We start from the raw sequence: 24,375 nt of genomic DNA, 5'->3' as shown, positions 1-24,375 counted from the left end.
GGAACACCCCTCATCCGTCGCCTTCGGCGACACCTTCTCCCACAAGGGGAGAAGGCAAGTCAGGCGCATCACCCCTTCGCCATCCCCTCAATCTCTCCCGCCGACAGAAACAACAGCACCACATCCGACATCCCAAGCAGCGGCGTGAACGTCACGATGGTGATGCCGCCTGTCGCATTGGTGCGGGTCAAGCCTTCGGAATAGATATCGAGCGGCGGTTCCTCGTCGAACCAGACGCCGTGTAAAGTCTCGCCCTGCCATTTCTCGCGGCCCTTCTCGAAGCTCTTGAACGACAGCACCGACTCATCGGCCTGCACGTCGCCGCCGCCACCCCAGCGCACCACGACGCTGTCGAGCGCGCCCGGCGCGCCGCGGCCCATGAAGGTCTGCACAATGGCGTCGGCCGGGATCATGCCGGTGCCCCAGGCCGCCTGCTGCTGCGGCGGGCCGACCAGCACGCGCTGCGGATTGTCGCGCGTGCCTTCGCCGGTGACGCCGGCCGCCCACAGCCTGACGGCCGAGTCAAACACCTTGCCTTGCCACCACTGGGGATAGCGGCCGGTGAGATGCATGGCCCATTCGGCGCCCCCTGCCCTGGTCTTGCCGAGCTGGTTGCCGGCCATGAACAGGCGCTCGCGGTGCTGGGCGCCCGCTGCGTGAAACTCGGCCTGGCGTCGATACGGTCTATAGGCCGCCAGTTGATTGGTCCGGCGCCGTCTGTCCAGTTCGGCCATCAGCGCCAGATATTCCGTCTTCACGGACATCACCGGGCTCTTCGAGGAACGGTTTGACGACTGCCTCGAGGGCGCGGATGCGGCTGCGGATTTCGTCATCGCTCAGGCCGTCCAGTTGGTTGATCGTGGCATCGAAATCCTTGGGCAGCACCGACAGCACGATCTTCAGATATTGATCCGGCTTGTCGGCCCGCACCTCGGCGATGACGCCGGCGCCATGTGTGCGGAAATCGGCACGCACGGCGGCCAGGAAATCGTCGCCCAGTGTTTTCTTGGCGCGCTTGCGGCGCGGCTTCTGCGTCACGGCCGGTTTGGCGGCGGGCCTGCGTCTCGCCGGCTTGCGGCGCGTCGGCCTGGCGGCTGTCTTTTCAGTCATGGACGTCACCACCCACGGCGTTGGCAGCGGGAATGCCGGCCTTCGGCATCGATCCGGCCCGGCTGGCCGGTTTCTTTGAACGAGCGGATTTCTTCCTCGCCCGCTTCTTGGCTCCCTGGACGCGCTTTGACTTTGCCGCGTCGGCAGGCTTAGCCGCCGGGGCAGGCTTCGCCGCCGCGACAGGCCTTGCCACACCGGCCCGCGCCCTGAGACGCGCCATGACCAGACCGACAAGGTGCTCGGCGATACCGGCCTGCGGGAACCCGAACCCGCCGGCCTCGTCCCGCACCATGCCGATCTTTACGCCGGGTGTGACCTGCTCGACACGCCCCAGACGAGGCCGCGGCGCGGCGCCCTCGAACTCGCCGATGGCGCTGACGATTTCCTGGCCGTCAGCATCGGTGATGATCGTGGCGTAGCGGGTCATGGGTGTCTCTTGGATTGCGAAATGAGTCATCGGGCGAAGGATGGCATTCCTTGGCGCCCCCTCTGTCCTGCCGGACATCTCCCCCACGGGTGGGGAGATCGGCTGTCACGCCGGGTTTCGCCAAACACCAACGTTGCAAAGGCCGGCAGGGCGCTGAACCTGCCAATCTCCCCCCGCGTGGGGGAGATGTCCGGCAGAACAGAGGGGGGCGCTGTCCCGCCGACCTGTCTAGCCCAGAAACAAAAAACCCGCCTCGGCGGCGGGTCGGTGGCGCAACTCAGCACCATGGGTAAAAATGTAGCATAGCTGCACTCACCCCGTCAACCGTTTTCTGAGAAAAAATTCCTAGACCGGCCGGAACTCCCACTCTGAGCGACACTGGCAAGCGCGTAAAACCCTGCTTTTGCCGGCGGCTGGTCATAAGCCGGCAGGTGTGAAATCATTCGTCGAAGCTCATGGAATGATTCCCGTCGCACGGCCTTGTGGGAGAGGACGATGGACAGACCAGCCATGGCATCCGTGTTCAGGATGCGGCATGCACCGGCCACGGTTTCCGGCGTGCGCAGCACCGGCCAGGGTCAGGCCGATCCAGTCATCCGCGTGCGTTCGCTGGGCGAAGCCATCCGTTTCGTCGCCAACGCTTACCCCCAATACGACATCACCGCCGTCGCCATCAGCTGTGGGGATGTTTCGATCGGCAGCCTCGGCAACCTGGAGGTCAAGGCGCTGTGGCGCGAATATGGCGAACGGCTGACGCAGGAATAGGCATTCGCCCGCAGCCTTTCTGGAGCGGAAATGCCGCTCGCGCGTTTCAACCCCAGCCACGGGAGCAATCGCCGTGAATGTCGCCAACCTGCAACTCGAAGGCCTGTTGATGGCCGTCGCCTCGATCAACCGCCTCCTGGTTCAAAAGGGGGTGCTGACGGCGGAGGAGATCGACCTGGCCTTGCGCAAGACCGAGGCCGGCGAGACCAACCAGGAGCGGTCCGAAGGCATGTCCGCGTCAAGCCGCGACGCCGTCAACTTTCCGATCCGGCTGCTGGAACTCGCCAACCAGTGCCAGCCGGAGGCGGAGATGCCGTCTTTTTCGAAGCTGGCCCGCATGGTCGGCAAGATAAAGGAACCCTACAACGACCAGCTGTGAGCGGGGCCGGCGGGCGTCCGCGGTGGCCCGCTGCCCACGCCTCAAGCCCTGCCCGGCCATCCCGAATTGAGCGAAAGCACCTTGCCCGGTCCATGTACGGCCGCAAACAGCAGTCCGGCCAGGAACGAAAAATGGTCGACGAAGAAGCCGAACTCGGCCTGGTTGCCGGCCCAGTGGCTGGGTCCGTGAAAGGCGAAGCCGAGGAACAGCACATAGGCGGCGGCGACCAGGGCTGCCTGCGAGAAGAAGGCGCCGGTCAGGAAGCACAGCACCAGCGCGACTTCCAGGATCGCCGCGCACCAGGCCAGGAACAGCGGAAACGGAAAGCCGGCGGCGGCGATATAACCGGCGGTGGCGTCCATGCCCATGAATTTGAAGGTCACGGCCATCAGGAAGACGCCGGCGAAGATCAGCCGGGCGACGACAAGGGCCGCGGTCTGCCACGGTGATTGAGTGATTTGCGACGACATGCTCGTTCTCCAGCTTTGCAGGTTGATCGCTCCTAGGACGCGCGACCGGCGCCAGGTCCGACACATCAGGCCAATTTTTCTCGACAGGATCGCAGAGGGCTTTCGAAGCGTCACACCGTACGGCAAGAGCGATTTTCGGTTTGCCGGCTGACGGCATATTATTGCTCGCTCCAAGGGGGAATCGGACGTGGCCAAGGCATTGACCATCGGCGCACCGCGGCATCCGGCGACGAGCACCGCCTACGAACAGGAATGCAGGGATATGCTGGTTCCGCATCTCGACGCCCTGCTCCGCAAGGTCGAGGCCGCCTGCTGGGACCGCGGGCAGGCCGCCTCGGCGCTCATGTATCTCGCCGCGATGCGGCTGAAGCCGGCCTGACGACACGCCGGCCCGGACGGCTTTCCGGCGCATAGCGATGTTGAAACTTGTTGGTAATCACGGACGTGATATCGTTAGTCGGGGCTAATGCACCGGTGTGTCGGTGCAGGGATTTTGGGTGGGCTGAAATTTGCGCACGAGCGTCAGGTTTGGGGCGACATCTCATGGCGAGCGGTCGGCACCGCTGGAGGGCAGCGGCTGCGGCGGCGCTGGCCAGGTCTTCGAATGCCCCCGCTGGACGAGTTCCAACGGCCATTGCTGCCCCGCCGGCACGCACCGGCGCGGCTGCCCCGGCCTCAGCGCGGCATGCTCCGAATGTGACGGCGACCACGCTGCCGCCGCCGACCCCATGCGGCCCTCGGCCTGATACAGGCCTATCGCAGCCCAGGCCGTGTCGTCTGGTGGAACCGGCGGCGCCAATCTGTGTTATGTCGTGTTGATCGCGGGCGCCGAAGGCTGCGCGTCCCCGACAACAGAAAGCGAGGCCTGAGATGGCTGACGACAAGTCGAAGACGAAACAGGACCGCAAGCAGGTCTCGAGTGAAGAGCCCTACGAGGTTGCCGCCTTTGCCCGCAAATACGGCATCCCGCCAAGCGAGGCACAGACCATCATCAAGCGCTACGGCCCCTCGCGCAAGAAGCTCGACGCCCATATGGCGGCCCGCGGCTAGCCGAAACCATTTCGCCTGGGCGGCGTTGAAGATGCTGCGGGCCGCGTCAACCGGGCCTGGGTGGTACGGTGAACAGGATGTCTTTTTCCCGGTTTCTCATCCTGGCCAACGAAACGGCAGACGAGCATCTGTCCCACCCGGCCGGCAGCGCCACGCATTGAGGGAGGTCGCCATGTCCGACACCATACGCAGGACCGGCAGCTGCCTGTGCGGCGGCGTGCAGTTCGAGGTTCACGGCCCGCCATTGCGCGTTGGCCTGTGCCACTGCAAGGATTGCCGCAAGGCCGGCGGTTCGGTCTATTCGGCCTTTGCCATCTGGCCGCGCGAGGCCTTCGAGACCACCGGCCTCGTCAGCTCCTATGGCACACGGAGCTTTTGCCCGACATGCGGCGGCCGCGTCGCCTGGGTCGACGACAACGAGGCCGAGGTAGCGATCGGCAGCCTCGACATCGCGCCGACCGATCTCGTGCCCGAATATGAATTGTGGACCTCCAGGCGCGAGACCTGGCTGCACGCTCTGCCCGGCACCGAACAGTTCGAGCATGACCGCCCAGCGCAGCACAACGCCGAAGCGCCGACGCCGAGATCGCTGTCGGACATCGACGCTGAGATTTGATCTCTTGGCAAGGGAACCCTGTCCTGCCGGCGACGTTACCGATCGCCTCTCACGCATGTCGCCCGGCGACTTGGCAATCATGGAGACGACCATTGAACGACAAGATGTTTCCCCGCCCCATCAGGCTAAAATTCGCGCCTGAGCGCGAGCGCATCATCCGCAGCGCCTGGGAAGGGCTGGAATGCCTCGGCGACTGGCCGGCTGGCCAGGGACGGCGCTACCGGGCGGCGTTGCGCAGTTGCCGCGATGCGCTGGATGGCTGGACGCCAGCGGAAAAAGCGATGCGGGCGATGATCGACGCCGCGCGCGAAGCAAAACTCCTCCAGTAGATGGAAAACAGGACAATGTCCGAGCTCATTTTGCCCACACCGATGCGGATCAAGCCGCATGGGTCGGACACGATCCGCGACGTCGCAACGCTCAAGGATGCCAGCGAAATCCTGATCGACTGGCCGCAGGCCAAACGCGGCCCGTTCTACCAGGCGGCGCGCGAGAAGGTCGAAGCAGCCTTGGATAACAATGCAGGTGCTGCCGAGGCACAGGAAGCGTTCGCAGCGCTCTGCAGCCACTCCGGCGTCTTGGTGCGATAGCGGTTTCAATGAAAAGAAGCAGGCGGGACATCGTGCCTCGCCTGCTTCACGCAAATCGTCCTGATCACCCGCAATACTCGATCGATTATTCCGGCGGAAGCTCGCCCTGTACGATCGGGTGTGAAGTTTCGAAGCCAAAACTCTTCGGCGCCAGCAGAATCAAGGCAATCACAATGGCAATCGAGGCAAGCAACGTGGCTGTGGTCGCAATATCTCTCACGATAATCTCTCCGAATTCCAAGTCGTGAGAGAAACGCCCCCAAGATAACGAGGTTCCATTAGCTTGCGCGATAATACCAGCGAGCGGAGGTTATTGCTTCGGCGGCTGGGGCGGCACTTCACCCGGCTTGATCACCGGCGTCTTGCCTTCGTTCGGCGCCGGCGCCGCCATGCCCTGGTCGCCCGTCGGGGGCGGTTTCAGCACGCCGCCGCAGTCGTTGAGCTTCGCGGTCAAATTGCCGTCATCGGCCTGCTGTCCAGGCTGCTGTTTTGCCCCTTGCTCGGTCTGAGCCCTGCATTTGTCGGCCTGCGGCGCCTGGCTGTCGTTCTGCTGCTGGGCCGCGGCCGGCACTGCCAGCGCCAGCATGAGGCCTAGTGGCATGATGGCAAGAATTCTCATCACTGCCTCCTTCTTTCTTTCACGGTCGCCCGCGGCGACCTTCCTTCAAAGGGACAACGCCTGTCGATGAAAAAGGTTGGCCGCCTCGCCGTGCGGCATTGCAACCAAACCCGTTTGCCGGCCGTTGCGCGTGCCGGAGGCGATCATGTTCGAAGGTTTTCAAGGCGCGGAAATCGACACCGGCGATGCCGGCATATTCTGCCTGCGTGCCGGCGGCGGGCCGCCATTGCTGTTGCTGCACGGCTTTCCGCAGACGCATCTGATGTGGCGCGACATCGCCCCCGCTCTGGCCAGCCGGTTCAGCGTCGTCTGCGCCGACCTGCGCGGCTATGGCAGCAGTTCCTGTCCGGCGTCCACTCCCGACCACACCCCCTATGCCAAGCGCACCATGGCCGCCGATATGATGAGGCTGATGGAGAAGCTGGGTTTCAGCAGATTCATGGTCGCCGGCCATGATCGCGGCGGGCGTGTCGCCTACCGCATGGCGCTCGATCATCGGGGCAGCATCGACAAGCTCGCCGTTCTCGACATCGTGCCGACCGCCGATGCCTGGGACCGGGCCGACGCCAGGCTGGCGCTGGGTTATTGGCCATGGTCGCTGCTGGCGCAGCCCGAGCCGTTGCCGGAAAAGATCCTGTCCGGCGCCGCCGAGGCGGTCGTCGACAATGCGCTCAACGGCTGGGGCTCGCCGCCATCGGCGTTTCCAGCCGAAGTGCGTCAGGCCTATGTCGAGGCCTTGCGCGCGCCTGCCCACGCCCATGCCATCTGCGAGGAATATCGGGCGGCAGCCACGCTCGACCGCGAGCACGATCATGCCGACAACGCAGCCGGCCGGCGCATTCGCTGCCCGCTGCTGGCGCTATGGAGCGGTCAGGGCGCGTTGGCGCAATGGTATGCCGGCGAAGGCGGGCCGCTGGCGCTGTGGCGCGGCTGGGCCGACGATGTGCGCGGCCAGGCGATGCCAGGCGGACACTTCTTTCCCGAGGAGGACCCGGCGGGGACGGCCGATCTGCTGGCCGGCTTCTTCGGTGAAACCACTCACGGCATCTCCCGGCGAACGGGATTACCTTCGCCCTCCCTTTGATCGGGCCGAGGCCCCCTCCTTCTCCGCCTTTGCCTGACTGCCTTCATCACCGGCGGCAAGGCCGGGTCCGCTTTCGAACCGGCGCAGAAAGCCGGCAACGATCAGCACGATCAGCGTGCCGAACCCGGCCACTTGCCAAAGACCCAGTCCGCAGGCGACGCCGATCGCGCCCGCCAGCCACATGCCGGCGCCGGTCGTCAGCCCATGCACCTCGCCGCGCGAAAACATGATCGAGCCGGCGGCGAGGAAAGCGACGCCGGCGGTCGCCGCCTCGACCACCCGGATCGGATCGACCTTGACCGATTCCCCCGCGAACATCGGCGCGTGCACGATCTCGACCGTCAGGATGCCGAAGGTGGCGGCGGCGACGCAGACGAGAATATGCGTGCGAAGTCCGGCCGGGCGATTGCGCCATTCGCGTTCGAAACCGATGACCGCGCCATAGAGGGTGGCCAGCAACAGCCGCGCCGCGATGACCGGAAACGAGGTGTAGGTGGAATGGCCGAATTCCTCGACGAGCTGTTCCATGATGTCCCCTCCGAAAGCTTGACGCCACAACGCGGCCGCCGGGTCACGGTTCCTGAATCCACGGCAAGGTGCGGCAAGGATGCGGCCGCTTTTGAAAACGCATCTGCCAAAGGGAGGTTGATGGAGCCAATCCTCAAGGGCTCAGGACGTTTCGGTTTCAGGCAGGTCGGCGCCGAGCTGCGGAACGATGATCGAATCCAGCGGCGCCGTCAGGGACCAGCTGAGATGGCCCGGGCTGCGATCCAGCACCGCCAGGCCGTTCAGCGATTGCGGCGCGACCCGTTGCAGGACGACGGTGCCGAAACCCTTGCGCGTGCTTTCGTCCCGACGCTCTCCCTCACGCATCGGCATCGTCTCGTCCCAGAGCAGATGGATTTCCAGCTTGTCCGAAGCGCCTTCGACGATCCGCCAGGTGATCTCCAGCCGCCCGGCCTCGCTCGCCAGCGCGCCATATTTGGAAGAGTTGGTGCCGAGCTCATGAAATGCCATGCCGAGATTTTGCACGGCATTCGGCTGCAAGGTCAAAAGCGGTCCCGACAGCGATACCCGCGCCTCGTGGCCGAACGGCTTGAGCTGCTCCTGGGCGAGGTCGAAGAGGCTGGCGCCGGCCCATTCCGAGTTCACCAGCAGATCGTGCGACCGCGACAGCGCCATGATGCGGGAACGGATCAACTCCTCGAATTCACGGGGATCGGTCGAGCGTTTGCTGGTCTCCCGGATCATCGAGAGGATCACCGCGAACTGGTTCTTGACGCGATGGTTCACCTCGCGGAGCAAAAGCCTGATCCGGCGCTCGCTCTCCTTGCTGGCGGTGATGTCGCGGGCGATCTTCGAGGCGCCGATGATCTCGCCGGACGCGTTCCTGATCGGCGAAATGGTCAGCGACACGGCGATGAGGCCGCCATCCTTGCGCCGGCGGATCGTCTCGTAGCTGGCCAGCAGCTCGCCCCTGCGAACCCGGCTGATGATGTCGGTCTCTTCATCCTTGAGATGATCGGGGATGAGCATGAGCACGGAGCGGCCGACGGCCTCTTCGGCGGTGTAGCCGAACATGCGTTGCGCCGCTGCGTTCCAACTGGTGATGATGCTGTTCAGATCCTTGCTGACGATGGCGTCGAAGGACGAATCGACAATCGCCGCCAAACGCGCATCGGCGGTGATGGCGATCAAGGCATCACGGCCCGCCAAGTCTGTCACTGTCGACCCCTTCTCCCTCATGCGCGGATTTCGCGCATGGCCACCAATGCGCCGCGGTGCGTTTTGGTTGCAATCGCCTCCAACATTCCTCCCAGGAACAGTCCGGGCAGTTCATGTCCGGAACCTTGCGCGCTTGCGCGAGTTGCACCCGACACCCCCCGTGGACGGCTAATAAGGAGGCACACAATGAGCGACGGCAACAGCGATCTCGACCGGGTCTGGAAACTGATGGACAGGATCGGCTTCTGTATGCTCGCCACTCGCGAAGGCGATGACATCCGCTCGCGACCGATGGCGGCGCATGTGGTGCGCGACGAAAACGCCGTCTACTTCCTCACCGATGTCGACAGTCACAAGGATGACGAGATCGAAGCCGAGCCCAATGTCGGTCTCGCCTTCGCCGATTCAGGCGGCCAGAAATATGTTTCCGTCAGCGGTCTGGCGGCGGTTTCGAACGACCGCGCCAAGATCAGGGAGTTGTGGTCGACCCCTGCCAAGGCCTGGTGGGACAGTGCCGATGACCCTTCGATCCGCGTGCTTAAGGTGACGCCGAAAGATGCCCAGTATTGGGACAGCCCCGGCACCGTGGTCAGCTACGTGAAGATGCTGGCCGCAACGGTCAGCGACACCCGCCCGGAAATCGGTGACACCGGTAAGGTCAGGATGTAGCCGGACGGCGTTGAAAATCACGACATCAGTCAGAGTACGAATGCCGGCGGGTCGCATTTGACATATTGCTGGCGGCATACCGGCGCGGATCAGTCTGGCTTGGGAGGGTCAGGGGCATTCGGCACTGGATCGGCGTCAGTATCCCTTTGCGGACAGTCCTCATAGCTGTGGTCGCGCCCGCCGCAGAAAGAACAGCACATGGCCTCGCGATCCCCGTTTCCGGGCCGCCATTGCGGGGTTTCGTAGGGCTTCCTGCCATCCATCCCCAGCAATGCACGACGGACCATTTGGTTGCGCCGCCACAGACGGCCAGCCGGCGGTTGCGGAACCACCCACCGGGGTGCGAGTTTCGGCCGATACATCCATTCGAGGGAACAGCCATGCCGATGCGCCGAATTGCCTTGATGACGACAGCGATCCTGCTGGCCGCGACCGGCCTCGCCGAAGCCAGGCCCGACACCCGCACGATGAGTTGCGACCAACTCCGGCAACTGCTCCAAAGCCGCCATGCCGTGGTGCTGACCACCGGCCCCAACACCTATGACCGCTATGTCAGGCAGTTCGGCAACGAATGCGACTGGCCGGAGGTGCCGATGTCGGCCTATGTCCCGACCCGTGACGGCAGCTGCCCGGTCTACCGCTGCGAGGAACCTGTCACCAACTTTCCGGACTGATACCGCGCCTTCAGTCGGCTTTGCCGCCGCAGTGCGTTGATCCGGGCGCGCGAACCGGCTAGGGGTGGGGCGCAACGTGCATTTTCCCGCTTCGTCTAATGGTAGGACAGCGCCCTTTGAAGGCGTGAATCGAGGTTCGAGCCCTTGAGCGGGAACCAGCAACCAAGCGTTCGGCTGCTCAAAAGCTGCGCGCAGGGCTGGCCAGCCGGCATCAGCGTATTAGCGAACGCTTGTATTTCGCCCCAAGCAGGATCATCATCCGGACCGTCAGTGGCTTCAAGGGGTGCAGCGCCATGGAACTGAGTTGCTTTGACGGGGGCGTCCTTGCATCGACGATGTCCCTGAACGTCACGGCGGTTTTCATAATATTGACCGCATTTGCCGCACTTCGGCTGGTTGCAATGTCAGGCAAAGGTTCTGTCGACCAACTCCAGACGGCGTAGCCCGCAGGGGATCTCCGGTTCAGGAGAAGGCATATGGCCGCGAGAAAAGTGATAGCCGTCAAGGATTGGTCTTGCGGCATGAGCGACGAGCTCGGCCGCGTCGTCCTGACCATCAACCCGACCGAGGGTGAGCCCATCCTGGTTTTGATGACAATCTTCCAAGCGGCAAGGATGGCCGGGGAATTGCGGGCTCCGAAACTCGTCTCCATGCCTCGGTGACGCCACGCCCCTGGGCAAATCGGATCAAGCTCGCCGGGGCAGCCAACGCCCTCCCCAGCGAGCTGTTGCTCCGTTACGATGAACGATGGAGCAATTACTGCTTTACGAATCCGGGCGCCATTAAGTTGCGTCCGGCTCCTGAAACCATTTCGCGGACCCTGCGTTGACCACCGGGCCGACACAGGAGACATCTCATGACCGTCAACTGCCGCATATCGATCGACAACCGGCCGGAGGCCACGGACGCCGTTTTTCAGGCGGTTCCCCGGATCGGCGAAAGTGTTGCGCTGTCGATCGACGGAACCACGCAGGATCTGCGGGTATCGCGCGTCGTCCACGTCACCAATGGCAGCCTGGAAGGTGCCGCGATAATCGTCGAAGTGACGACCAACATCCTCTGAACCGAGAGTCTCGTCCCGGTACGCCAGCCGGCGCCGCGTCGCGGCAACTGCCGACCGGCCTGCGGGGCCAGGGCGGCTCACGCGTGGTGAACCGCCCTACTCCTTGCCGCCGTCGGAAATGCCGTTGCCGCCGGCGGTTGGCAGGATGCCGAAGTCTTGCGACTTCGTCCCTTGCTCCGCCGTCAGGAAGCCATCCGAGGCAAGACCGCGCCGCAGCAATTCCCTCACGGCGGCCGAACGGCTCGGCATGCGCTTGTCGAAGCGCCAGTTTTCCAGCGCCGCAAGTTCGTCTGACGTCAGCATGATCTGCAACCGTTCCGGACGTTCCAGTTCAGTCATCGCGCTTCCCTCGCTCAGCACCACGAATACGTAGAATGAGTATTCAACTTACTCAACTCATAATTAGGGAACCGCTCCTAGCGCGTCAAGACCTCGCGATGGGTGAACCGCTTGTCATGCTCATGAAGAGCCTGATGCGTATTCGGCGTAACACACACAGTTGCACAACTATACTAACTCATTGATTTGTTTTGATATTATTTAATTAGTGACTTGCCAAGCCCAAGCCCCTGCCGCATTGTGCAACCTGAACAGAAAACCATTCCCTTTGGGAGGTTTCGATGCGGTATGATTACTCGGCGCGACTGCGCGATGACGTCCGTTCAGCAGTCCAGGTCGCCTTCAGGAAGACCGGCATCGTCAGCATCACGGCGGTGGCGGAGCATGTAAGGGTCAGGAATCTTGCCGAAAACGTCGCCCTCGAGGACGTCGAATACCTTGTCTTCCAGGCAGCCCAGCTGATTGGCGCGGCAATTGAATTCGACGGGCTCACCAATTTCGACGGCGTAGCTGGTCTGTTCGTGGATGGCCTCGGTGGCGACGATGGTGAGCGCGTCAACGCCCAACTCGACAGACCTGGTGAGGCCACCCTGCAGTAAGGCAATTCCGGCTGAACGCGCATTTGTCCCGTGCCAGTCAAGGCGGCCTCCTCAAAAGGCCCCCTGCTGTTTCCGTACCTTGGTGATGACCATAGCCGTTCCGTCAGGCGGAGCCCGCGATTTGCGAGGCGAAGTCGCGATAGGGGCGCAGCGGGCGGCCCAGAAGCGTGGTCAGGCGCTCGACGTCGCCGGCCTCGGGCAGCATTCCGTCGGTCAGGAACCGTTCGCCCATCAAGCGCATATCGTACGCCATCCAGGCAGGCAGGAACTGCTTGAGGTTCTGCTCGAAACCTTCGGTGTTGTCGCCGCCGTAGCTGATCGGGCGGGCAAGCACGTCGGACCAGATGGCGGCGATATCCGTCCCGGTCAGTGTCTGCGGACCGACGAGGTTGATCCGCTCCAGCGCAAGCGGCTCCGCGGACCGTTCGCGGCGCAGCAGCTCGAGAGCGGCGATCTCGGCGATATCACGCACGTCGACCATGGCGAGCCCCTTGGCGCCGATCGGCATTGTGTAGGTGCCGTAGCCGGTGATGACGTCTTCGATCATCAGGTCGTTCTGGATGAAATAGGCCGGGCGCAGGATCGTGGCCTGGAAGCCCATCTGCTCGATCATTCGCTCGACGCCGAACTTGCCGGCGAAATGCGGCACGTTCACATAGACGTCCGCATGGATCACCGAGAGATAGACGATCCGCTCGATGCCCGCCGATCGGGCGACGTTCAGCGCGACCAAAGCCTGGGTGAATTCGTCCGGCACCACGGCGTTCAAGAGGAACAGGGTGGAAACGCCGGACATGGCTTTGCGCAGTGAATCGACATCGAGAAAATCGCCTTGCGCGACCGATACGCCTGCCGGAAAGCTGGCTTTCGACGAATCGCGGACGAGAGCACGGACGTCGGCGCCGCGCTTGACGAGGTGCTCGACGACTTGGCGGCCAACATTGCCTGTAGCGCCGGTAACGAGGATGGTCATGGAATTTCTCCTGTTGGGTTGCTTGACAGGCCCAATATGTGTGGCTCACAAACAGTCAAACAGGCCGAAATTTTAGACGCACCGTCTCACTGGTGGAACACTCATGGATCTTCTGGCCCTCACCGATTTCAACCTCGTTGCCCGCCATGGCGGTTTCGGCAAAGCGGCAAGGGCCACCGGCCGGCCCAAGGCAACCTTGTCGCGGCGGGTTGGAGACTTGGAGAGCAGCCTTGACCTGCGCCTGTTTGAACGGGGCGCGCGCAACCTGAAGCTGACCGAAGAAGGACGGGCGCTCTTCGAGCGGACGGGAGTATTGCTTGCCGAACTGGACGAGACGGCTGCGGAGATCGCCTCGGGCGGTCGGAAACCCAAGGGCAGATTACGTATCAGCGCGCCCCTGCTTTTTTCTCAGACCGCGATGGGGAGGATCGCCGCGGGATTTGCCCTCAAATTTCCGGAGGTGAGGCTGGAGGTCACGACGGAGGACCGGGCTGTGGACATGATCGAGGAAGGCTACGACCTGGTGATCCGGGTCAACCCGGATCCCGACGAAAGCTTGATCGGACGGGCGTTTCTCCGCGACCGGCTGGTCGTCGTGGCGAGCCCTCAACTTCCTCGCACCGATGATCCGGCCCCTGGCGTTGCGCGCGGGACAGGCGAACGGCAAACATGGCACGTGAAGACAGAGGCTGGCCGGTCGGCGATAGAAATCGAGCCGGTCCTCGCTTTGGGAACGCTCATTATGGTGCGCGATGCGGTGCGAGCCGGGGTCGGGGCAGCACGTCTTCCCATTTCGTTGGTGGCCCACGATTTAGCTGACGGCACACTGGTGAACTGGGGAGACATTGACGGGCCGGAGATCGCTCTGTGGACGCTCTACCCGTCTCGGCGGCTGCTCAGCCCGCGCGTGTCGGCTTTCCTGGACTTTCTGAAACAGGCCTTCCCGAACGGGACGCCGGACGAACTGGCCGCCTATATCGGCAGGTGATGCCGAACCCGCTTTCAGCGCACTGGGGCCTGGGCAGCGTCACGTCACCTGCCAGCCTGCTTGGCAGAACATGCCGCGACCTCCGATCCACTCCTCGACAGAACCCGGAAAACAGGCCGATCGCGCCGGCAGGCCCGTTTCGCGAACGATTGTTTTCGGTGTGGAACAAACTGGGTGCATGGAGGTTTTGGCCTCGCCGCACTCAGGAGGACGTGGTGAAGGCTCTGCGCAGTCTCCTTGCCGAACTGTCATCCAACTGGCTCAGGCACCGCAAGGCGCAAGCGTCCAACACCGCTGGGAATGCCAAAGCCACGCCCAGCGTTGCGCCGCAGGCGTCAAATCAGCGTGCCGCTCATAGGCCCAAGCCTCCGTCCACCCGCGATGTCGCCTCCAACATGTGAGCGAGCTGCAAAGGCCATGATGATGCTGAATCGCCTGACTACAGATCCACTTCTCCGCCTTTTCATCGGTATAATTGCCGGCACATTGGCTGGAGGCGGTGTCGGCGAAGTGGTCGGCAACCATATCATGGCCGATCCCCTTGTCGGCGCATCCGTGGGCGCTTTTGTCGGCGCCGCGATTGCCGGAGTGATCCTGGCCGTCGAAGAATAGCGCCGCCGCATGGTGAGCAGCCATGGGGCGGCCGCGTCGTCTTCAAGCCATCGACATGCGGCCGAACACCCTGTGGGAATTGAGCGATCGGCTGCTATAATTCCTGGACCCTTCCCGGAGAACGCCTGCCATGACCCTGAAAACACGCAAGCTCGGCAGCCAGGGGCTGCAGGTCTCGGCCATCGGCCTCGGCTGCATGGGCATGAGCCAGTCCTACGGGCCGGCCGACGAGGCCGAATCCATCGCCACGCTGCACCGCGCCATCGAACTCGGCTGCACCTTCCTCGACACCGCCGAGGTCTATGGCCCGTATACCAACGAGGCATTGCTCGGCCGGGCGTTGAAGGGCAAGCGCGACCAGGTGACGATCGCCACCAAATTCGGCTTCCGTATCGAAAACGGCAAGCAGGCCGGAACCGACAGCCGGCCCGAGCACATTCGTGAGGTCGTGGAAGCCTCGCTCGGCCGCCTCGGAACCGACCGTATCGACCTGCTCTACCAGCACCGCGTCGACCCGGCGGTGCCGATGGAGGATGTCGCGGGCGCCGTCGGCGAACTCGTCGCGCAAGGCAAGGTGCGCTTCTTCGGCCTGTCGGAGGCCGGCGCGGCCAACATCCGCCGGGCGCATGCCGCGCACCCGGTGTCAGCGGTGCAGAGCGAGTATTCGCTGTGGGAGCGCAATCTGGAGCCGGAGATCATCCCGCTGCTTGGCGAACTCGGCATCGGCCTGGTGCCGTTCTCGCCGCTCGGCCGAGGTTTTCTCACCGGCCAGGTCAAGCGCGCGGAAGACTATCCCGACGGCGATTATCGCCGCAACGACCCGCGCTACCAGGGCGAAAACTACGACGCCAATGTCGAGGCGGCCGCCAAGGTGAGCGACATCGCCGCTGCCCGCGGCGTCAAGCCCGGCCAGGTCGCGCTGGCATGGCTGCTGGCGAAGGGCGACGGCTTTGGCATCGACATCGTGCCGATCCCCGGCACCAAGCGCACAAAATACTTGGGAGAGAACGTCGCCGCCGCCGCCATCAAACTCGATGCCACCGAGATGGCCGCGCTCGACGCAGCGCTTGCGCCGGGAAAAGTCTCCGGCCCGCGCTACACCGAGCGGGGCATGGCGATGGTCGACCGGTAGGGGGCGCCGCCCGTCTCGCTCTGAGGGCAATGCTCTCGCTCAACTCTTCGGCGGCAGCTGATGTCAAATCGGCTGTCGGCTCGGCTTTATCAGCCAATGTTTCAGCTGGCCGGTGGAGCGTTGATCGCAAATTGCGCAGCGAAAGCCCTGATGTAAGCAGGCCGAGCTTCACCGCGCGCTACATATGCAGCAAGGTTTTGATATTCGTCCAAAATGCCCGACATTCTTAGTCGCAGCAGCACCGATACCATCAACAGATCGCCCGCGCTGAATGCATCGTCGAGCCACTCGGCGGCGTCCAGACGAGCCGAGAGCCTGTCGAGACAGGCGCGAACACGATCCTTCACCAATGGCAAACGCTCCTCGCTCCAGGGCTTGTCAGCTTCGAATATCTTTGCCGTCGTTAATTCGAGGATCGGCGGCTCGACTGTGTTAAGTGCGGCAAACATCCAGGTGATCGCACGCGCGCGGGCATCGCGATCGCCGGGCAGCAGGCCCGCGTGCTGCTCGGCAAGGTGAAGGATGATCGAGCCGGTCTCGAACAGTGAGAGAGAACCCTCCTCGTAGGTGGGGATCTGGCCGAAGGGATGGAGGGCCAGATGGCCCGGCGCCTTCATCTGCGCGAAGGAAACAAACCGAACCTCATAAGGCAGCCCTACCTCTTCGAGCGCCCAGCGAACGCGCGTATCGCGCGCCAGTCCCTTGCCGCGATCGGGCGATCGCTCAAATGCCGTGATGGTGATTGTCATCGCATCGTTCCTGATTGGGCGAATTCTTCGGCTCCCTATCGTGAAGACGAATGGGCCTCCCGGAAATCGACATCGGTGTGAACTATTTTCCGCAATTCGTGCCTGGCTTGTCGACCCCGGCATTGCCGAAGAAGGCAAAGGCAGGGCCTAGTCCGCCGCTGCCGCCGTGACCTTCTTGGACGCGGCCCGCTGTCGCCGCATGCGCCGTTTGGCGACGAGCTTGAGAGCGACCGGCGGCTCGTTTGACAGCGCGCCCAGCACGGCGTCGACCATGCCATGCGCCACGAAATCCGCGTTCAAGTCACGGGCCAGTTTGCCCGCCGTCTCCTTGTCCTCAGCAGCGGCCTCCGACCAGAACACGATTCCCACCCGAAGTGCGGCCTTGGCGCGCTTCAGCCGGCGAACCAGGAAACGGGCGTGCTTGACGGAATCCCGGTTCAGGAATCCGACCACGACGGTGTCGACGGTTTCGAGCTCAAGGCGGCGAATGCTGGCGGGCTCCATATCGGCAAAGCCGGCTTTCGATACCGTCGCGCCCTGGACCTCCAGCACCTGCGCCAGCATAGCGGCGGCGGCGTCGTCGAGCTCGCCACGCCCGCCGGCGCAAAGCACGGACATATCCGTACCATCGGGCAGTTCGGTCTCGTCCCCCCCGCTGGGATCGCCATCGTCGCTCGCCTCTGCGGCCACGTGCGGCTCCTCCTCCTCGCCTGCCTCCTCCTGCGCGCTGTCGTCGAGATTGGCGACCAGCATCAGGGCACTGGCTGCCACCTGCCGCCTTTGCAAATCGCCCATGACGCCGCGCACACGGTCTTGTTCGCCCAGCAAAAGCGCCGGAATGGCAACCTTGTCGTAGAATTCGACCAAATATTTCTCCTCCAGCATCTCCTCGGCATGGTCGGTGGCTTCTTCCGGATCGCCGGCCAGCAGCCGCTGGTACAGGCGTGCATGGGGTTCGAGCACGGGCTCGTTGCCGAACAGCACGTCGAGGAATTCAAACTGCGGCACATGTCTGCCCAGCACCACCAGGCAGACGGTAAGCGGTGTCGACAGGATCAGCCCGAGCGGCCCCCAGAGCCACGTCCAGAAAATCGCCGCGACGATGATCGCCAGCGGCGACAGTCCTGTCCGCGAACCGTAGAGCCAGGGTTCGATGACATTGCCGGTGATCAGCTCCATCACCACCAACAGGGCGGCTGTCCACAGCACGAGCGACCAGCCCGGAGCTACGGCCAGCGCCAGGAACAGCGGCAAAAGCATGCCGATGATCGGGCCGATATAGGGAACGAAACGCAGCGCCAGCGCCAGCAGCCCCCACAGCAGCGCATTGGGAATACCGAGGGCCCAGAGGCCGATCGCGATCGGTACGGCGTAGACGATGTTGACGACCAATTGCATCAAGAGATAGCGGCCCACCCGCTTGGCGGCATCCTGAAGCGCCTCGGTGGTGCGGTGGAGGTCGCCGTAGCCGACAAGCCGGATGAAGCGGTCGCGCAGATCCTCCCGCTCGAGCAGCATGAAGATGACGACGACGATGATCAGCCCGGCCGACCCAAGCGGGCTGATCAGCGGCCCGACGATATTCTGCAGGACCTGGAGCGGCCTTTCGCGCGCGACGATCTCGACCGGCACCGGCTCGCGCGGCGGCTTTTCCGGGGTGGCAGCCGGCAGCGAGGGGTCCTGCCTGTCGATCTCCTGGCCGACCCGTTCGACCACCTTGCTCAGTCTGGCAAGGATCCCGCCCCCCACCCCGGTTTCCTTGAGCGAGCGGATCTTGGTCAGGATGTTGGTCTGGTAGACCGGGATGTTCTGCGCCAGTTCGCTGACCTGCGTGGCGACGATGAAGGAGAAGAGGCCAAGGGCCGCGAAAGCGCCGAGCACGCTGGCAATGACGGCGGCAATCCGGGGAATGCCGATCTTTTTAAGAGCTGAGACAAGCGGCGCCAGTGCGAAGGTCAGCAGCAGCGCGATCGCGATCGGCAGAAAAACCTCGCGCCCGAAATACAGTGCCGCCACCGTCGTGACGATGGCCGCCACATTGGGCAAAGAGGTTCGCGGATGGGGCGCGGCCGCTGAAAGGGCGTCCCCTAGCCCATCAGCCGGAGACGCCGTGCCGTTTCGACGATTGGCCACGTGATGCCTCCCCTGCCAAATGCCATGATCGGGCATATAGAGCGGACGTGCAACTTTAGCCAACGATGAAATACGCCTCGCTCACAGGCAATGATCCGGGCCGCATCGGCCGCTCTCGACCGATCGGATCAGCGCGCCGCATGCCTGGCCAGCGCGTGCTCGATCAGTACGTCGATGGTCTGGCTGTAGCCGATGCCTGAGGCGGCAAGCGCCTTGGCGTACATCGAGATGTCGGTGAATCCGGGAATGGTGTTGACCTCGTTGACGAGCAGGCTGCCATCCGCGCGCAGGAAGAAATCGACGCGCGCCATGGCTTCGCAGCCGAGCGCCTGAAAAGCCTGCCGGGCCATCTCCCTCGCTTTGTCGGCCACAGTGGCCGGGACATCGGCGGGCACCTTGACCAGCGCGCCGTCGGCATCGAGATATTTGGCCTCATAGGTGTAGAAGCCGTGCTTGCCGGCCGGAATGATCTCGCCGGGCAGCGACACCGTCAGCGACCCGTCGGCGCGCTCCAGCACCGAGAACTCGATCTCGCGGCCCTCGACGAATTCCTCGATCAACACTTTGCCGTCGTAGCGGAAAGCCGTGTCGATGGCCTGCTCGAAGCCATCCCTGTCATTCACCTTGCTGACCCCGAAGGACGAGCCCTGGCGCGCCGGCTTGGCGAAGAACGGCAGGCCGAGCACCCCGGCAATCTCCTGGAAGGAATGCTTTCCGTTTCGATGCACGGTGACGGAGCGGGCAACCGCCAATCCCGCCTCGCGCATCAGCCGCTTGGCGACATCCTTGTCCATGGCCGCGGCCGACGCGAGGATGCCGCAGCCGACATAGGCTACATCGGCGACCTCGGCATAGCCCTGCACCGAGCCGTCCTCGCCGAACGGCCCGTGCAGCACCGGGAACACGACGTCGATGGAGGGCAGGTCAGGCTGCGTACCATGCCGCGAGACGGCGACCAGCCGGCCCTTGCCGCCGGGCAACAATGCAACCTCCGGGCCGTCTTCGGATGCCGGCGCCCCTGCCCCGTCGCCGGCGGCCGGCTGTTGCAGTAGCCATCTGCCGCTTTTGGAAATCGCGATCGGCACGATGTCGTAGCGCGCCCGGTCGATCGCCTTCAGCACATTGGCGGCCGAAAGGCGCGACACGTCATGCTCGGCCGAACGCCCGCCATAGAGGATGGCCACTCTTGTCTTGCCGGTCATCGAAATCCCTCGACTGTCAAAAAATCAAATGGCGACGGCAATGCCGCGATTGGCGAAGAAGCGGTCGAAATCCGCCGGCGCCAACACTGCGTCTGCCTGTGTGGCGGGGTCATGGCCGGACGGGTTGTGGAAGCGGAAACCCTGATTGGATGCCGCCGTGATCAGCACCAGATGACCGCCCTTCGAGGGCGGCTCGCGCTCGGGCCAGCGGATCGAACTGCTGACCGACGCGATGAAGAAGCGCGTCCGCTGCATGATCGCCGGAATCTCGGCCGTCGCGACATTGGTCACCACCTCGGCCCGGAGTCCAAAAACCTCTTTCACGAAGCTGACGAAGGGCGCGTAGATCAGCCCTTTGATCGATCCCCCGTTGACGACATAGCCGCCATATAAGGTGCAGCGCCTGGCAAGCTCGATCGTCGGCACGATCTCGCCGCGGCTTGCCAGGATCATCTTCAGGCACGCCATGCCGCAGATATTGGCCGCCCAGACCGCATATTCATCGAGTGTTTCCGCGCCCGATCCCCGCCACAGCGGATCGCGCCTGAGGGCAACATCCGCGCCGTCGGCGAGCACGTCCAGCGTCATGTCTGGCGTCTCCCACTGGCTGAAAAACGGCACGGTTTCAGGCAATGGGCTCATGCGGACTTCCTCGGGCGGCTGGCTCCATCTCGTATACGAGGATACGAGATGGATGAAAAGCCGCTTAGGCCCGTTTAGGTGTGGCGAGCCGTGCGCCGCCGCCTACTCGGCCTTCGTCCAGCCGAAAACCAGCCAAGCATATTTCGATTTTTCGTCGGGTTCGACAGTGTAGGTCATCTGCATGTCGCCGTCCTTGGCGTAGATATCCAGCCTGGGCGCGGTCTCCAGCTTGAGCCACGCCGAACTGTTGCTGAAGGACCAGGTTCCGCACCAGACGCAAGGCCCCGACGTCGGATCACCCGGCTGATGAAAATTGTAGCGGCCGTCCGCCGTGATCTCCAGATAGTCGAACGCGCCGTAAAACGCGGTCACTGTCTGCTGGAACTCGTTGGCGGCCGCTTCTTGTTCCGGTGTCGGCGCATCCTTCATATCGCGCGGCGGCCGGATGGCTCCGCCGTTGAGTTTCCATTTGCCGACAAAATCCTTCTGGGTCGGAAGATATTCCTCCTGCGCCTGCGCCGACGAAACATAAGCAAAAGGTGATATACTTGTGAGGCCCACGGCCCCGATCGCAAATAAAAGCGTGGCGGCACAGATCGCCCTTGTTGGGTTTTGCATAAAAAATGTATCTCCAAGGGGGTAAGGGGAGTTTTATTGAGGATTTGCAGCGCGCGTTGCTTCCATACCGATTCCCGCCCGCCATTTGCACGGTTAGCATCGGGGCCACCAATCTGGCAACGCAAGGCAACTTCTCTCAGGCATCGCATGCGCCCGCGATCCGGCCGGCTGAATATGGCAGCTTAGAAGGTGATCTTCACCGAAGCGGCGCTGCGACTATGCGGACCATGATGGACGGACTCGATGTTGTTGCCGTCGGGATCGAGCAGGAAGGCGGCGTAATAGCCGGGATAATAGGGCCGTTCGCCCGGCGCGCCATTGTCCGTGCCGCCAGCCGCCAGTCCGGCCTTGTAGAAGGCGTCGACCATGGCGTGGTCCCTTGCCTGGAAAGCCAGGTGATGGCGACCGGTGAGTTTTCCCTGTGCGGCCCGGCTGTCGGCAGTGGAGACAAACAGCTCGTCGGCCCAGAAAAAATCGTCGCCGCTCCCACCGATCGGAACATCGATCGCCTGCAGGACCGCCTCGTAGAAACGCCGGCTGGCCGCGAGATCCCTGACCGCCAGTTGGATGTGGTCGATGAGCCGGCCGCGATGCAATTCCTGGGTTTCCATAAAGATGCCTCCTCGTGAGGTTTTCGAATTTAGGTTCGGACAGGGCGTCGTCAATGCGGATACTTGTTCTATCCAGCAAACAAAAAGCCCGCCGGGAGGGGATCCGGCGGGCCTTTGGAAAGCATGTCTAGCCTTCAGGGGTCTGAGGGGGGATCAGACCTGGTAAGAACCTTTGTTGGCCGCGGAGGTTCCACCCGAACAACAAAATTGCCGATGGCCGGTCGAAACCGCGAATTCAAGCGGTGGAGGCGATTTCTTCCGCGAGACCACTCTCCCTTTGGAACTTTCCGCTCACAACCGGGTTGGGTGCCCCGGTGGGAGGAATTGCTATTGGATAGTTTTCAGAGGCTCGAAGCGCTGCTCGACAGCGCCGGTGTCGAGGATATCGAGGAAGCAACCGCTCTGCTGCGCCGGTTCAAGGGCGGATCGCGCGAGGTCGCGGCAGCCATCGATGAGTTCATGCTCGATTTCATGACCTTGGTCTTCGTCGTCGAAAACGGCGAAGCAGGTTTCGAAAAGCCGGTCCGCAAGCTTGCTCGCACCAGGCTTTCAAAGCTTGAGCGGCTGGTGGCTGTAATGGCGGAGGAAAAGCCGGCTTCGGGCGCCGGCCTATCCCTTCAGGATGGCGGCTAGCCTTGGAATGCCTTCGCTCACCGCGCGCCGGTCGGCGAGCGTGAAGGACAGCCGCAGCGTGTTGCGCCCGGTGCCATCGGCATAAAAGGCGCTGCCCGGCACGAACGCCACCCGCGCCTCTTTCACCGACCGCGCCAGAAGCTCGGTGGCGTCGGCCCCTTCCGGCAACGTTACCCAGACGAACATGCCGCCTTCCGGGCGGCTCCAGGTCACGCCTTCCGGCATATTGGATTCCAGTGCCGAGAGCAGCCCGTCGCGGCGCTCGCGATAGGCGCCGATAAGTTTTTCCACCTGGCCGTCGAAGACGGCTTCGGCGACACGATGCATCACCACCTGGTTGATCGACGGGCTGTGCAGGTCCGAGGCCTGCTTCATCAGCACCAGTTTCTCGACGATGTGGCGCGGGGCGCAAACCCAGCCGACGCGCATGCCCGGCGACAGTATCTTCGAGAACGAGCCGCAATAGAGCGTGCGCGCCTTGTCGATGCCGCCGGACCTGATGCAGTCGAGCGCCAGGATCGGCGGCACGCCGTCGCCGTCATAGCGCAGCGCGCGATAGGCGGCATCCTCGATGACGGCGATGTCGAGTTCGCCGGCAAGGCCGAGCACCGCTTCGCGTTGCTCACGGTTCAGCGTGTTGCCGGTCGGGTTGGCGAAATCCGGCACCAGATAGGCGAATTTGGCCTTGCTGCCATTTGCTGCCGCCGCCGCGCGATAGGCATCGGGCGTCATGTTGCCGCCGGCCGGGGTCAGCCGGTCGTAGCGCGGCTCATAGGCGTTGAAAGCCTGCAGCGCGCCGAGATAGGTCGGCCACGTCACCAGCGCGGTGTCGCCCGGCGACAGGAACAGTTTGCCGAGATAATCCAGCGCCTGCTGCGAGCCGGAGGTGATGAAGATATTGGCCTCGTCACAGGCGACGCCAAGCTTGCCCATCTGCCCGGCGAGCCAGCGCCGCAACGGCAGATAGCCTTCCGAGACCTGGTACTGCAGCGCCGCACCCGCCTCCGCGCCGCCCAGCACCGAAGCATAGGCGTCACGGATCGCCTCGGCCGGGAACAGCGCCGGATCGGGAATACCGCCGGCGAACGAGATGATGTCCGGCTGGTCGAGCAGCTTCAGGAGCTCGCGGATTTCGGACGCTTTCATGCGCGACGAGCGCGAAGCCAACAGATTCATAAGGGTCACGACACGCCCCCCCAGACGCTGCAATATAGGTCAACTTGGCTGACCTATATCCCCTCTTGGCCGCGAATTGAAGTGTGCCTGAACGATTTCCCGAATGCGCCAGCGGAGCAGTTCCACAAAAGTGTGCAGCGGTTTTCCGCCCGCCTAAAGGCTCTTCTTGTAGCCGAGATGGCTGCCGGTGAAGCCGAGGCTTTCGTAGAAACGGTGCGCGTCCGTCCGCCCCTTGTCGGTGGTCAGCTGGACGAGGCTGCAGCCCCGCGCCCGGCACGCGTCGATCGCCCATACGATCATCTGCCTGCCGATGCCGTCCGAGCGCCGGTGGCCGGCAACCCGAACCGCCTCGATCTGCCCGCGCCACGCGCCCTTGCGCGAGAGCCCGGCCAGGAAAGATATCTGCAAGGTGCCGATCACTTCGCCGCCATCCACGGCCACCGCCAGCAGCTGATTGGGATCGGCGTCGATGGCCTTGAAAGCATCGATATAGCCTTGCGCCAGCGGCAAGGAGGCGTCCTCGCGGCCGGCGCCAAGCGGATCGTCGGCCAGCATGGCGATGATGTCAGGCAGGTCCTGGGCTTGCGCTCGGCGAAAGATGATCATGGTGTGGAGATATCGCGAGGCACTGGTGGCCGCAAGATTTGAATATGCTCTCCACCGGGCGCTGGTGCCGCCCCTCATCTGCCTGCCGGCATCTTCTCCCCGTATAGTGACGGGGAGAAGG

The 24,375-nt window shown here is 63.5% G+C and carries 35 protein-coding genes and 1 tRNA gene; 18 read left to right on the top strand and 18 right to left on the bottom strand.

All coding sequences use genetic code 11. The annotated features are described in order from the left end of the window. Positions 1 to 68 precede the first annotated feature (68 nt). From EOB49_RS25310 to EOB49_RS25300, 3 genes are read right to left on the bottom strand one after another with little or no spacing between them, the layout of a single operon-like run. The gene (locus EOB49_RS25310) at positions 69 to 764 is read right to left on the bottom strand and encodes a terminase family protein (RefSeq protein ID WP_245472835.1); all 696 of its coding nucleotides are present in this window, start codon (positions 762 to 764) and stop codon (positions 69 to 71) included. Further along, complete coding sequence (locus EOB49_RS25305; RefSeq protein ID WP_245472834.1) at positions 685 to 1,110, bottom strand: hypothetical protein; 426 nt, start codon at positions 1,108 to 1,110, stop codon at positions 685 to 687. The genes EOB49_RS25310 and EOB49_RS25305 overlap by 80 nt, the downstream gene beginning before the upstream one ends. Next, on the bottom strand, positions 1,103 to 1,537 hold the full coding sequence (locus EOB49_RS25300; protein ID WP_127382574.1) for a hypothetical protein: 435 nt from the start codon (positions 1,535 to 1,537) through the stop codon (positions 1,103 to 1,105). Before EOB49_RS25300 ends, EOB49_RS25305 begins: the two co-directional genes overlap by 8 nt. Positions 1,538 to 2,032: 495 nt before the next feature. On the opposite strand from EOB49_RS25300, the gene EOB49_RS25295 reads away from it, so the two are divergent. Both EOB49_RS25295 and EOB49_RS25290 read left to right on the top strand, forming a co-directional pair. Beyond that, positions 2,033 to 2,302, top strand: a complete 270-nt coding sequence (locus tag EOB49_RS25295) for a hypothetical protein (protein WP_127382570.1) — start codon at positions 2,033 to 2,035, stop codon at positions 2,300 to 2,302. A 73-nt stretch (positions 2,303 to 2,375) separates the two neighbouring features. Next, positions 2,376 to 2,681: a hypothetical protein gene (locus EOB49_RS25290; protein WP_023813813.1), complete on the top strand. Its 306-nt coding sequence runs from the start codon at positions 2,376 to 2,378 to the stop codon at positions 2,679 to 2,681. A gap of 41 nt (positions 2,682 to 2,722) precedes the next feature. On the opposite strand, the gene EOB49_RS25285 is transcribed toward EOB49_RS25290, so the two are convergent. Next, positions 2,723 to 3,151: a DoxX family protein gene (locus tag EOB49_RS25285; protein WP_127270776.1), complete on the bottom strand. Its 429-nt coding sequence runs from the start codon at positions 3,149 to 3,151 to the stop codon at positions 2,723 to 2,725. Between the two features lie 187 nt (positions 3,152 to 3,338). Here EOB49_RS25285 and EOB49_RS25280 point away from each other — a divergent pair, with 187 nt between their 5' ends. From EOB49_RS25280 to EOB49_RS25260, 5 genes are all read left to right on the top strand, one after another. Beyond that, positions 3,339 to 3,530: a hypothetical protein gene (locus EOB49_RS25280; RefSeq protein ID WP_127382569.1), complete on the top strand. Its 192-nt coding sequence runs from the start codon at positions 3,339 to 3,341 to the stop codon at positions 3,528 to 3,530. Between the two features lie 491 nt (positions 3,531 to 4,021). Beyond that, on the top strand, positions 4,022 to 4,201 hold the full coding sequence (locus EOB49_RS25275; protein ID WP_023813816.1) for a DUF3606 domain-containing protein: 180 nt from the start codon (positions 4,022 to 4,024) through the stop codon (positions 4,199 to 4,201). A 172-nt stretch (positions 4,202 to 4,373) separates the two neighbouring features. Then, the gene (locus EOB49_RS25270; protein WP_127382568.1) at positions 4,374 to 4,817 is read left to right on the top strand and encodes a GFA family protein; all 444 of its coding nucleotides are present in this window, start codon (positions 4,374 to 4,376) and stop codon (positions 4,815 to 4,817) included. 92 nt (positions 4,818 to 4,909) lie between these two features. Then, positions 4,910 to 5,146, top strand: a complete 237-nt coding sequence (locus tag EOB49_RS25265) for a DUF982 domain-containing protein (RefSeq protein WP_023813818.1) — start codon at positions 4,910 to 4,912, stop codon at positions 5,144 to 5,146. A 15-nt stretch (positions 5,147 to 5,161) separates the two neighbouring features. Then, on the top strand, positions 5,162 to 5,407 hold the full coding sequence (locus tag EOB49_RS25260; RefSeq protein WP_127331690.1) for a DUF982 domain-containing protein: 246 nt from the start codon (positions 5,162 to 5,164) through the stop codon (positions 5,405 to 5,407). 85 nt (positions 5,408 to 5,492) lie between these two features. Here the strand turns inward: EOB49_RS25260 and EOB49_RS38655 are convergent, their stop codons facing one another. After that, the gene (locus EOB49_RS38655) at positions 5,493 to 5,627 is read right to left on the bottom strand and encodes a hypothetical protein (protein ID WP_256746881.1); all 135 of its coding nucleotides are present in this window, start codon (positions 5,625 to 5,627) and stop codon (positions 5,493 to 5,495) included. A gap of 90 nt (positions 5,628 to 5,717) precedes the next feature. Then, positions 5,718 to 6,026, bottom strand: a complete 309-nt coding sequence (locus tag EOB49_RS25255; protein WP_127331689.1) for a hypothetical protein — start codon at positions 6,024 to 6,026, stop codon at positions 5,718 to 5,720. A gap of 145 nt (positions 6,027 to 6,171) precedes the next feature. Between EOB49_RS25255 and EOB49_RS25250 the strand changes: the two genes are divergently transcribed. After that, entirely contained in the window at positions 6,172 to 7,110 is a 939-nt protein-coding gene (locus tag EOB49_RS25250; RefSeq protein ID WP_206526142.1) for an alpha/beta hydrolase, read from the top strand. On the opposite strand, the gene EOB49_RS25245 is transcribed toward EOB49_RS25250, so the two are convergent. Further along, entirely contained in the window at positions 7,090 to 7,638 is a 549-nt protein-coding gene (locus EOB49_RS25245; RefSeq protein WP_127382567.1) for an MgtC/SapB family protein, read from the bottom strand. The two genes, EOB49_RS25250 and EOB49_RS25245, sit on opposite strands and share 21 nt — an antisense overlap. Positions 7,639 to 7,779: 141 nt before the next feature. Further along, a complete protein-coding gene (locus tag EOB49_RS25240; RefSeq protein ID WP_127331687.1) occupies positions 7,780 to 8,835 on the bottom strand; it encodes a PAS domain S-box protein in 1,056 nt (351 codons plus the stop codon). Between the two features lie 186 nt (positions 8,836 to 9,021). Here EOB49_RS25240 and EOB49_RS25235 point away from each other — a divergent pair, with 186 nt between their 5' ends. From EOB49_RS25235 to EOB49_RS25215, 5 genes are all read left to right on the top strand, one after another. Then, positions 9,022 to 9,504: a pyridoxamine 5'-phosphate oxidase family protein gene (locus tag EOB49_RS25235; protein ID WP_127382566.1), complete on the top strand. Its 483-nt coding sequence runs from the start codon at positions 9,022 to 9,024 to the stop codon at positions 9,502 to 9,504. 380 nt (positions 9,505 to 9,884) lie between these two features. Continuing rightward, positions 9,885 to 10,178, top strand: a complete 294-nt coding sequence (locus tag EOB49_RS25230) for a hypothetical protein (RefSeq protein WP_127331686.1) — start codon at positions 9,885 to 9,887, stop codon at positions 10,176 to 10,178. Positions 10,179 to 10,262: 84 nt separating this feature from the next. Beyond that, positions 10,263 to 10,336: transfer RNA gene (locus tag EOB49_RS25225), tRNA-Gln, on the top strand. 318 nt (positions 10,337 to 10,654) lie between these two features. After that, complete coding sequence (locus EOB49_RS25220) at positions 10,655 to 10,840, top strand: hypothetical protein (protein WP_127331685.1); 186 nt, start codon at positions 10,655 to 10,657, stop codon at positions 10,838 to 10,840. 194 nt (positions 10,841 to 11,034) lie between these two features. Continuing rightward, positions 11,035 to 11,241, top strand: a complete 207-nt coding sequence (locus tag EOB49_RS25215) for a hypothetical protein (protein WP_127331684.1) — start codon at positions 11,035 to 11,037, stop codon at positions 11,239 to 11,241. A gap of 96 nt (positions 11,242 to 11,337) precedes the next feature. Here EOB49_RS25215 and EOB49_RS25210 read toward each other — a convergent pair whose 3' ends face one another. After that, entirely contained in the window at positions 11,338 to 11,580 is a 243-nt protein-coding gene (locus EOB49_RS25210; protein ID WP_127269195.1) for a hypothetical protein, read from the bottom strand. Positions 11,581 to 11,861: 281 nt separating this feature from the next. On the opposite strand from EOB49_RS25210, the gene EOB49_RS25205 reads away from it, so the two are divergent. Beyond that, complete coding sequence (locus EOB49_RS25205; RefSeq protein WP_127269194.1) at positions 11,862 to 12,179, top strand: hypothetical protein; 318 nt, start codon at positions 11,862 to 11,864, stop codon at positions 12,177 to 12,179. A gap of 103 nt (positions 12,180 to 12,282) precedes the next feature. On the opposite strand, the gene EOB49_RS25200 is transcribed toward EOB49_RS25205, so the two are convergent. Continuing rightward, positions 12,283 to 13,152 (bottom strand): NmrA/HSCARG family protein, encoded by an 870-nt coding sequence (locus EOB49_RS25200; protein ID WP_127382565.1) that lies wholly within the window; start codon positions 13,150 to 13,152, stop codon positions 12,283 to 12,285. 103 nt (positions 13,153 to 13,255) lie between these two features. Between EOB49_RS25200 and EOB49_RS25195 the strand changes: the two genes are divergently transcribed. From EOB49_RS25195 to EOB49_RS25180, 3 genes are all read left to right on the top strand, one after another. After that, positions 13,256 to 14,140: a LysR family transcriptional regulator gene (locus EOB49_RS25195; RefSeq protein ID WP_127382564.1), complete on the top strand. Its 885-nt coding sequence runs from the start codon at positions 13,256 to 13,258 to the stop codon at positions 14,138 to 14,140. A gap of 417 nt (positions 14,141 to 14,557) precedes the next feature. Beyond that, positions 14,558 to 14,752, top strand: coding sequence for a hypothetical protein (locus tag EOB49_RS25185; protein ID WP_127382563.1), 195 nt, complete (start codon positions 14,558 to 14,560; stop codon positions 14,750 to 14,752). A gap of 130 nt (positions 14,753 to 14,882) precedes the next feature. Beyond that, positions 14,883 to 15,884 carry an aldo/keto reductase gene (locus EOB49_RS25180; protein WP_127382562.1) on the top strand — a complete coding sequence of 334 codons (1,002 nt, stop codon included), beginning with the start codon at positions 14,883 to 14,885 and terminating at the stop codon, positions 15,882 to 15,884. Between the two features lie 101 nt (positions 15,885 to 15,985). On the opposite strand, the gene EOB49_RS25175 is transcribed toward EOB49_RS25180, so the two are convergent. The 6 genes from EOB49_RS25175 to EOB49_RS25150 form a co-directional block, all read right to left on the bottom strand. Continuing rightward, positions 15,986 to 16,633, bottom strand: coding sequence for a glutathione S-transferase family protein (locus EOB49_RS25175; protein WP_127382561.1), 648 nt, complete (start codon positions 16,631 to 16,633; stop codon positions 15,986 to 15,988). 147 nt (positions 16,634 to 16,780) lie between these two features. Further along, a complete protein-coding gene (locus EOB49_RS25170; RefSeq protein WP_127382560.1) occupies positions 16,781 to 18,766 on the bottom strand; it encodes an AI-2E family transporter in 1,986 nt (661 codons plus the stop codon). A 128-nt stretch (positions 18,767 to 18,894) separates the two neighbouring features. Next, positions 18,895 to 19,968 carry a D-alanine--D-alanine ligase family protein gene (locus tag EOB49_RS25165; protein ID WP_127382559.1) on the bottom strand — a complete coding sequence of 358 codons (1,074 nt, stop codon included), beginning with the start codon at positions 19,966 to 19,968 and terminating at the stop codon, positions 18,895 to 18,897. Between the two features lie 24 nt (positions 19,969 to 19,992). Next, on the bottom strand, positions 19,993 to 20,610 hold the full coding sequence (locus EOB49_RS25160; RefSeq protein ID WP_127382558.1) for a C39 family peptidase: 618 nt from the start codon (positions 20,608 to 20,610) through the stop codon (positions 19,993 to 19,995). Between the two features lie 102 nt (positions 20,611 to 20,712). Continuing rightward, positions 20,713 to 21,228, bottom strand: a complete 516-nt coding sequence (locus tag EOB49_RS25155) for a hypothetical protein (protein WP_127319408.1) — start codon at positions 21,226 to 21,228, stop codon at positions 20,713 to 20,715. Positions 21,229 to 21,410: 182 nt separating this feature from the next. After that, positions 21,411 to 21,839, bottom strand: a complete 429-nt coding sequence (locus EOB49_RS25150; protein ID WP_127382557.1) for a VOC family protein — start codon at positions 21,837 to 21,839, stop codon at positions 21,411 to 21,413. A gap of 330 nt (positions 21,840 to 22,169) precedes the next feature. Here EOB49_RS25150 and EOB49_RS25145 point away from each other — a divergent pair, with 330 nt between their 5' ends. Then, positions 22,170 to 22,472 carry a hypothetical protein gene (locus EOB49_RS25145; protein WP_245472832.1) on the top strand — a complete coding sequence of 101 codons (303 nt, stop codon included), beginning with the start codon at positions 22,170 to 22,172 and terminating at the stop codon, positions 22,470 to 22,472. Here EOB49_RS25145 and EOB49_RS25140 read toward each other — a convergent pair. Both EOB49_RS25140 and EOB49_RS25135 read right to left on the bottom strand, forming a co-directional pair. Beyond that, complete coding sequence (locus tag EOB49_RS25140; protein ID WP_206526143.1) at positions 22,449 to 23,648, bottom strand: PLP-dependent aminotransferase family protein; 1,200 nt, start codon at positions 23,646 to 23,648, stop codon at positions 22,449 to 22,451. The genes EOB49_RS25145 and EOB49_RS25140 overlap by 24 nt on opposite strands. Positions 23,649 to 23,801: 153 nt before the next feature. Beyond that, the gene (locus EOB49_RS25135; protein WP_127382555.1) at positions 23,802 to 24,254 is read right to left on the bottom strand and encodes a GNAT family N-acetyltransferase; all 453 of its coding nucleotides are present in this window, start codon (positions 24,252 to 24,254) and stop codon (positions 23,802 to 23,804) included. Positions 24,255 to 24,375 lie beyond the last annotated feature (121 nt).

This window comes from Mesorhizobium sp. M7A.F.Ca.MR.148.00.0.0 (assembly GCF_003997735.1).
Lineage (GTDB): Bacteria > Pseudomonadota > Alphaproteobacteria > Rhizobiales > Rhizobiaceae > Mesorhizobium.
The sequence above is the reverse complement of the archived record's forward strand: the minus strand, read 5'-3'. Positions and strand labels throughout refer to the sequence as shown.

Excerpts from the sequence above, each read along its gene's own strand:
- EOB49_RS25310 (WP_245472835.1), bottom strand. The coding sequence starts at position 764 with ATGTCCGTGAAGACGGAATATCTGGCGCTGATGGCCGAACTGGACAGA.
- EOB49_RS25305 (WP_245472834.1), bottom strand. The coding sequence starts at position 1,110 with ATGACTGAAAAGACAGCCGCCAGGCCGACGCGCCGCAAGCCGGCGAGA.
- EOB49_RS25300 (WP_127382574.1), bottom strand. The coding sequence starts at position 1,537 with ATGACCCGCTACGCCACGATCATCACCGATGCTGACGGCCAGGAAATC.
- EOB49_RS25295 (WP_127382570.1), top strand. The coding sequence starts at position 2,033 with ATGGACAGACCAGCCATGGCATCCGTGTTCAGGATGCGGCATGCACCG.
- EOB49_RS25285 (WP_127270776.1), bottom strand. The coding sequence starts at position 3,151 with ATGTCGTCGCAAATCACTCAATCACCGTGGCAGACCGCGGCCCTTGTC.
- EOB49_RS25275 (WP_023813816.1), top strand. The coding sequence starts at position 4,022 with ATGGCTGACGACAAGTCGAAGACGAAACAGGACCGCAAGCAGGTCTCG.
- EOB49_RS25270 (WP_127382568.1), top strand. The coding sequence starts at position 4,374 with ATGTCCGACACCATACGCAGGACCGGCAGCTGCCTGTGCGGCGGCGTG.
- EOB49_RS25260 (WP_127331690.1), top strand. The coding sequence starts at position 5,162 with ATGTCCGAGCTCATTTTGCCCACACCGATGCGGATCAAGCCGCATGGG.
- EOB49_RS25255 (WP_127331689.1), bottom strand. The coding sequence starts at position 6,026 with ATGAGAATTCTTGCCATCATGCCACTAGGCCTCATGCTGGCGCTGGCA.
- EOB49_RS25250 (WP_206526142.1), top strand. The coding sequence starts at position 6,172 with ATGTTCGAAGGTTTTCAAGGCGCGGAAATCGACACCGGCGATGCCGGC.
- EOB49_RS25245 (WP_127382567.1), bottom strand. The coding sequence starts at position 7,638 with ATGGAACAGCTCGTCGAGGAATTCGGCCATTCCACCTACACCTCGTTT.
- EOB49_RS25235 (WP_127382566.1), top strand. The coding sequence starts at position 9,022 with ATGAGCGACGGCAACAGCGATCTCGACCGGGTCTGGAAACTGATGGAC.
- EOB49_RS25230 (WP_127331686.1), top strand. The coding sequence starts at position 9,885 with ATGCCGATGCGCCGAATTGCCTTGATGACGACAGCGATCCTGCTGGCC.
- EOB49_RS25220 (WP_127331685.1), top strand. The coding sequence starts at position 10,655 with ATGGCCGCGAGAAAAGTGATAGCCGTCAAGGATTGGTCTTGCGGCATG.
- EOB49_RS25215 (WP_127331684.1), top strand. The coding sequence starts at position 11,035 with ATGACCGTCAACTGCCGCATATCGATCGACAACCGGCCGGAGGCCACG.
- EOB49_RS25210 (WP_127269195.1), bottom strand. The coding sequence starts at position 11,580 with ATGACTGAACTGGAACGTCCGGAACGGTTGCAGATCATGCTGACGTCA.
- EOB49_RS25205 (WP_127269194.1), top strand. The coding sequence starts at position 11,862 with ATGCGGTATGATTACTCGGCGCGACTGCGCGATGACGTCCGTTCAGCA.
- EOB49_RS25200 (WP_127382565.1), bottom strand. The coding sequence starts at position 13,152 with ATGACCATCCTCGTTACCGGCGCTACAGGCAATGTTGGCCGCCAAGTC.
- EOB49_RS25195 (WP_127382564.1), top strand. The coding sequence starts at position 13,256 with ATGGATCTTCTGGCCCTCACCGATTTCAACCTCGTTGCCCGCCATGGC.
- EOB49_RS25185 (WP_127382563.1), top strand. The coding sequence starts at position 14,558 with ATGATGATGCTGAATCGCCTGACTACAGATCCACTTCTCCGCCTTTTC.
- EOB49_RS25180 (WP_127382562.1), top strand. The coding sequence starts at position 14,883 with ATGACCCTGAAAACACGCAAGCTCGGCAGCCAGGGGCTGCAGGTCTCG.
- EOB49_RS25175 (WP_127382561.1), bottom strand. The coding sequence starts at position 16,633 with ATGACAATCACCATCACGGCATTTGAGCGATCGCCCGATCGCGGCAAG.
- EOB49_RS25165 (WP_127382559.1), bottom strand. The coding sequence starts at position 19,968 with ATGACCGGCAAGACAAGAGTGGCCATCCTCTATGGCGGGCGTTCGGCC.
- EOB49_RS25160 (WP_127382558.1), bottom strand. The coding sequence starts at position 20,610 with ATGAGCCCATTGCCTGAAACCGTGCCGTTTTTCAGCCAGTGGGAGACG.
- EOB49_RS25155 (WP_127319408.1), bottom strand. The coding sequence starts at position 21,228 with ATGCAAAACCCAACAAGGGCGATCTGTGCCGCCACGCTTTTATTTGCG.
- EOB49_RS25150 (WP_127382557.1), bottom strand. The coding sequence starts at position 21,839 with ATGGAAACCCAGGAATTGCATCGCGGCCGGCTCATCGACCACATCCAA.
- EOB49_RS25140 (WP_206526143.1), bottom strand. The coding sequence starts at position 23,648 with ATGAATCTGTTGGCTTCGCGCTCGTCGCGCATGAAAGCGTCCGAAATC.
- EOB49_RS25135 (WP_127382555.1), bottom strand. The coding sequence starts at position 24,254 with ATGATCATCTTTCGCCGAGCGCAAGCCCAGGACCTGCCTGACATCATC.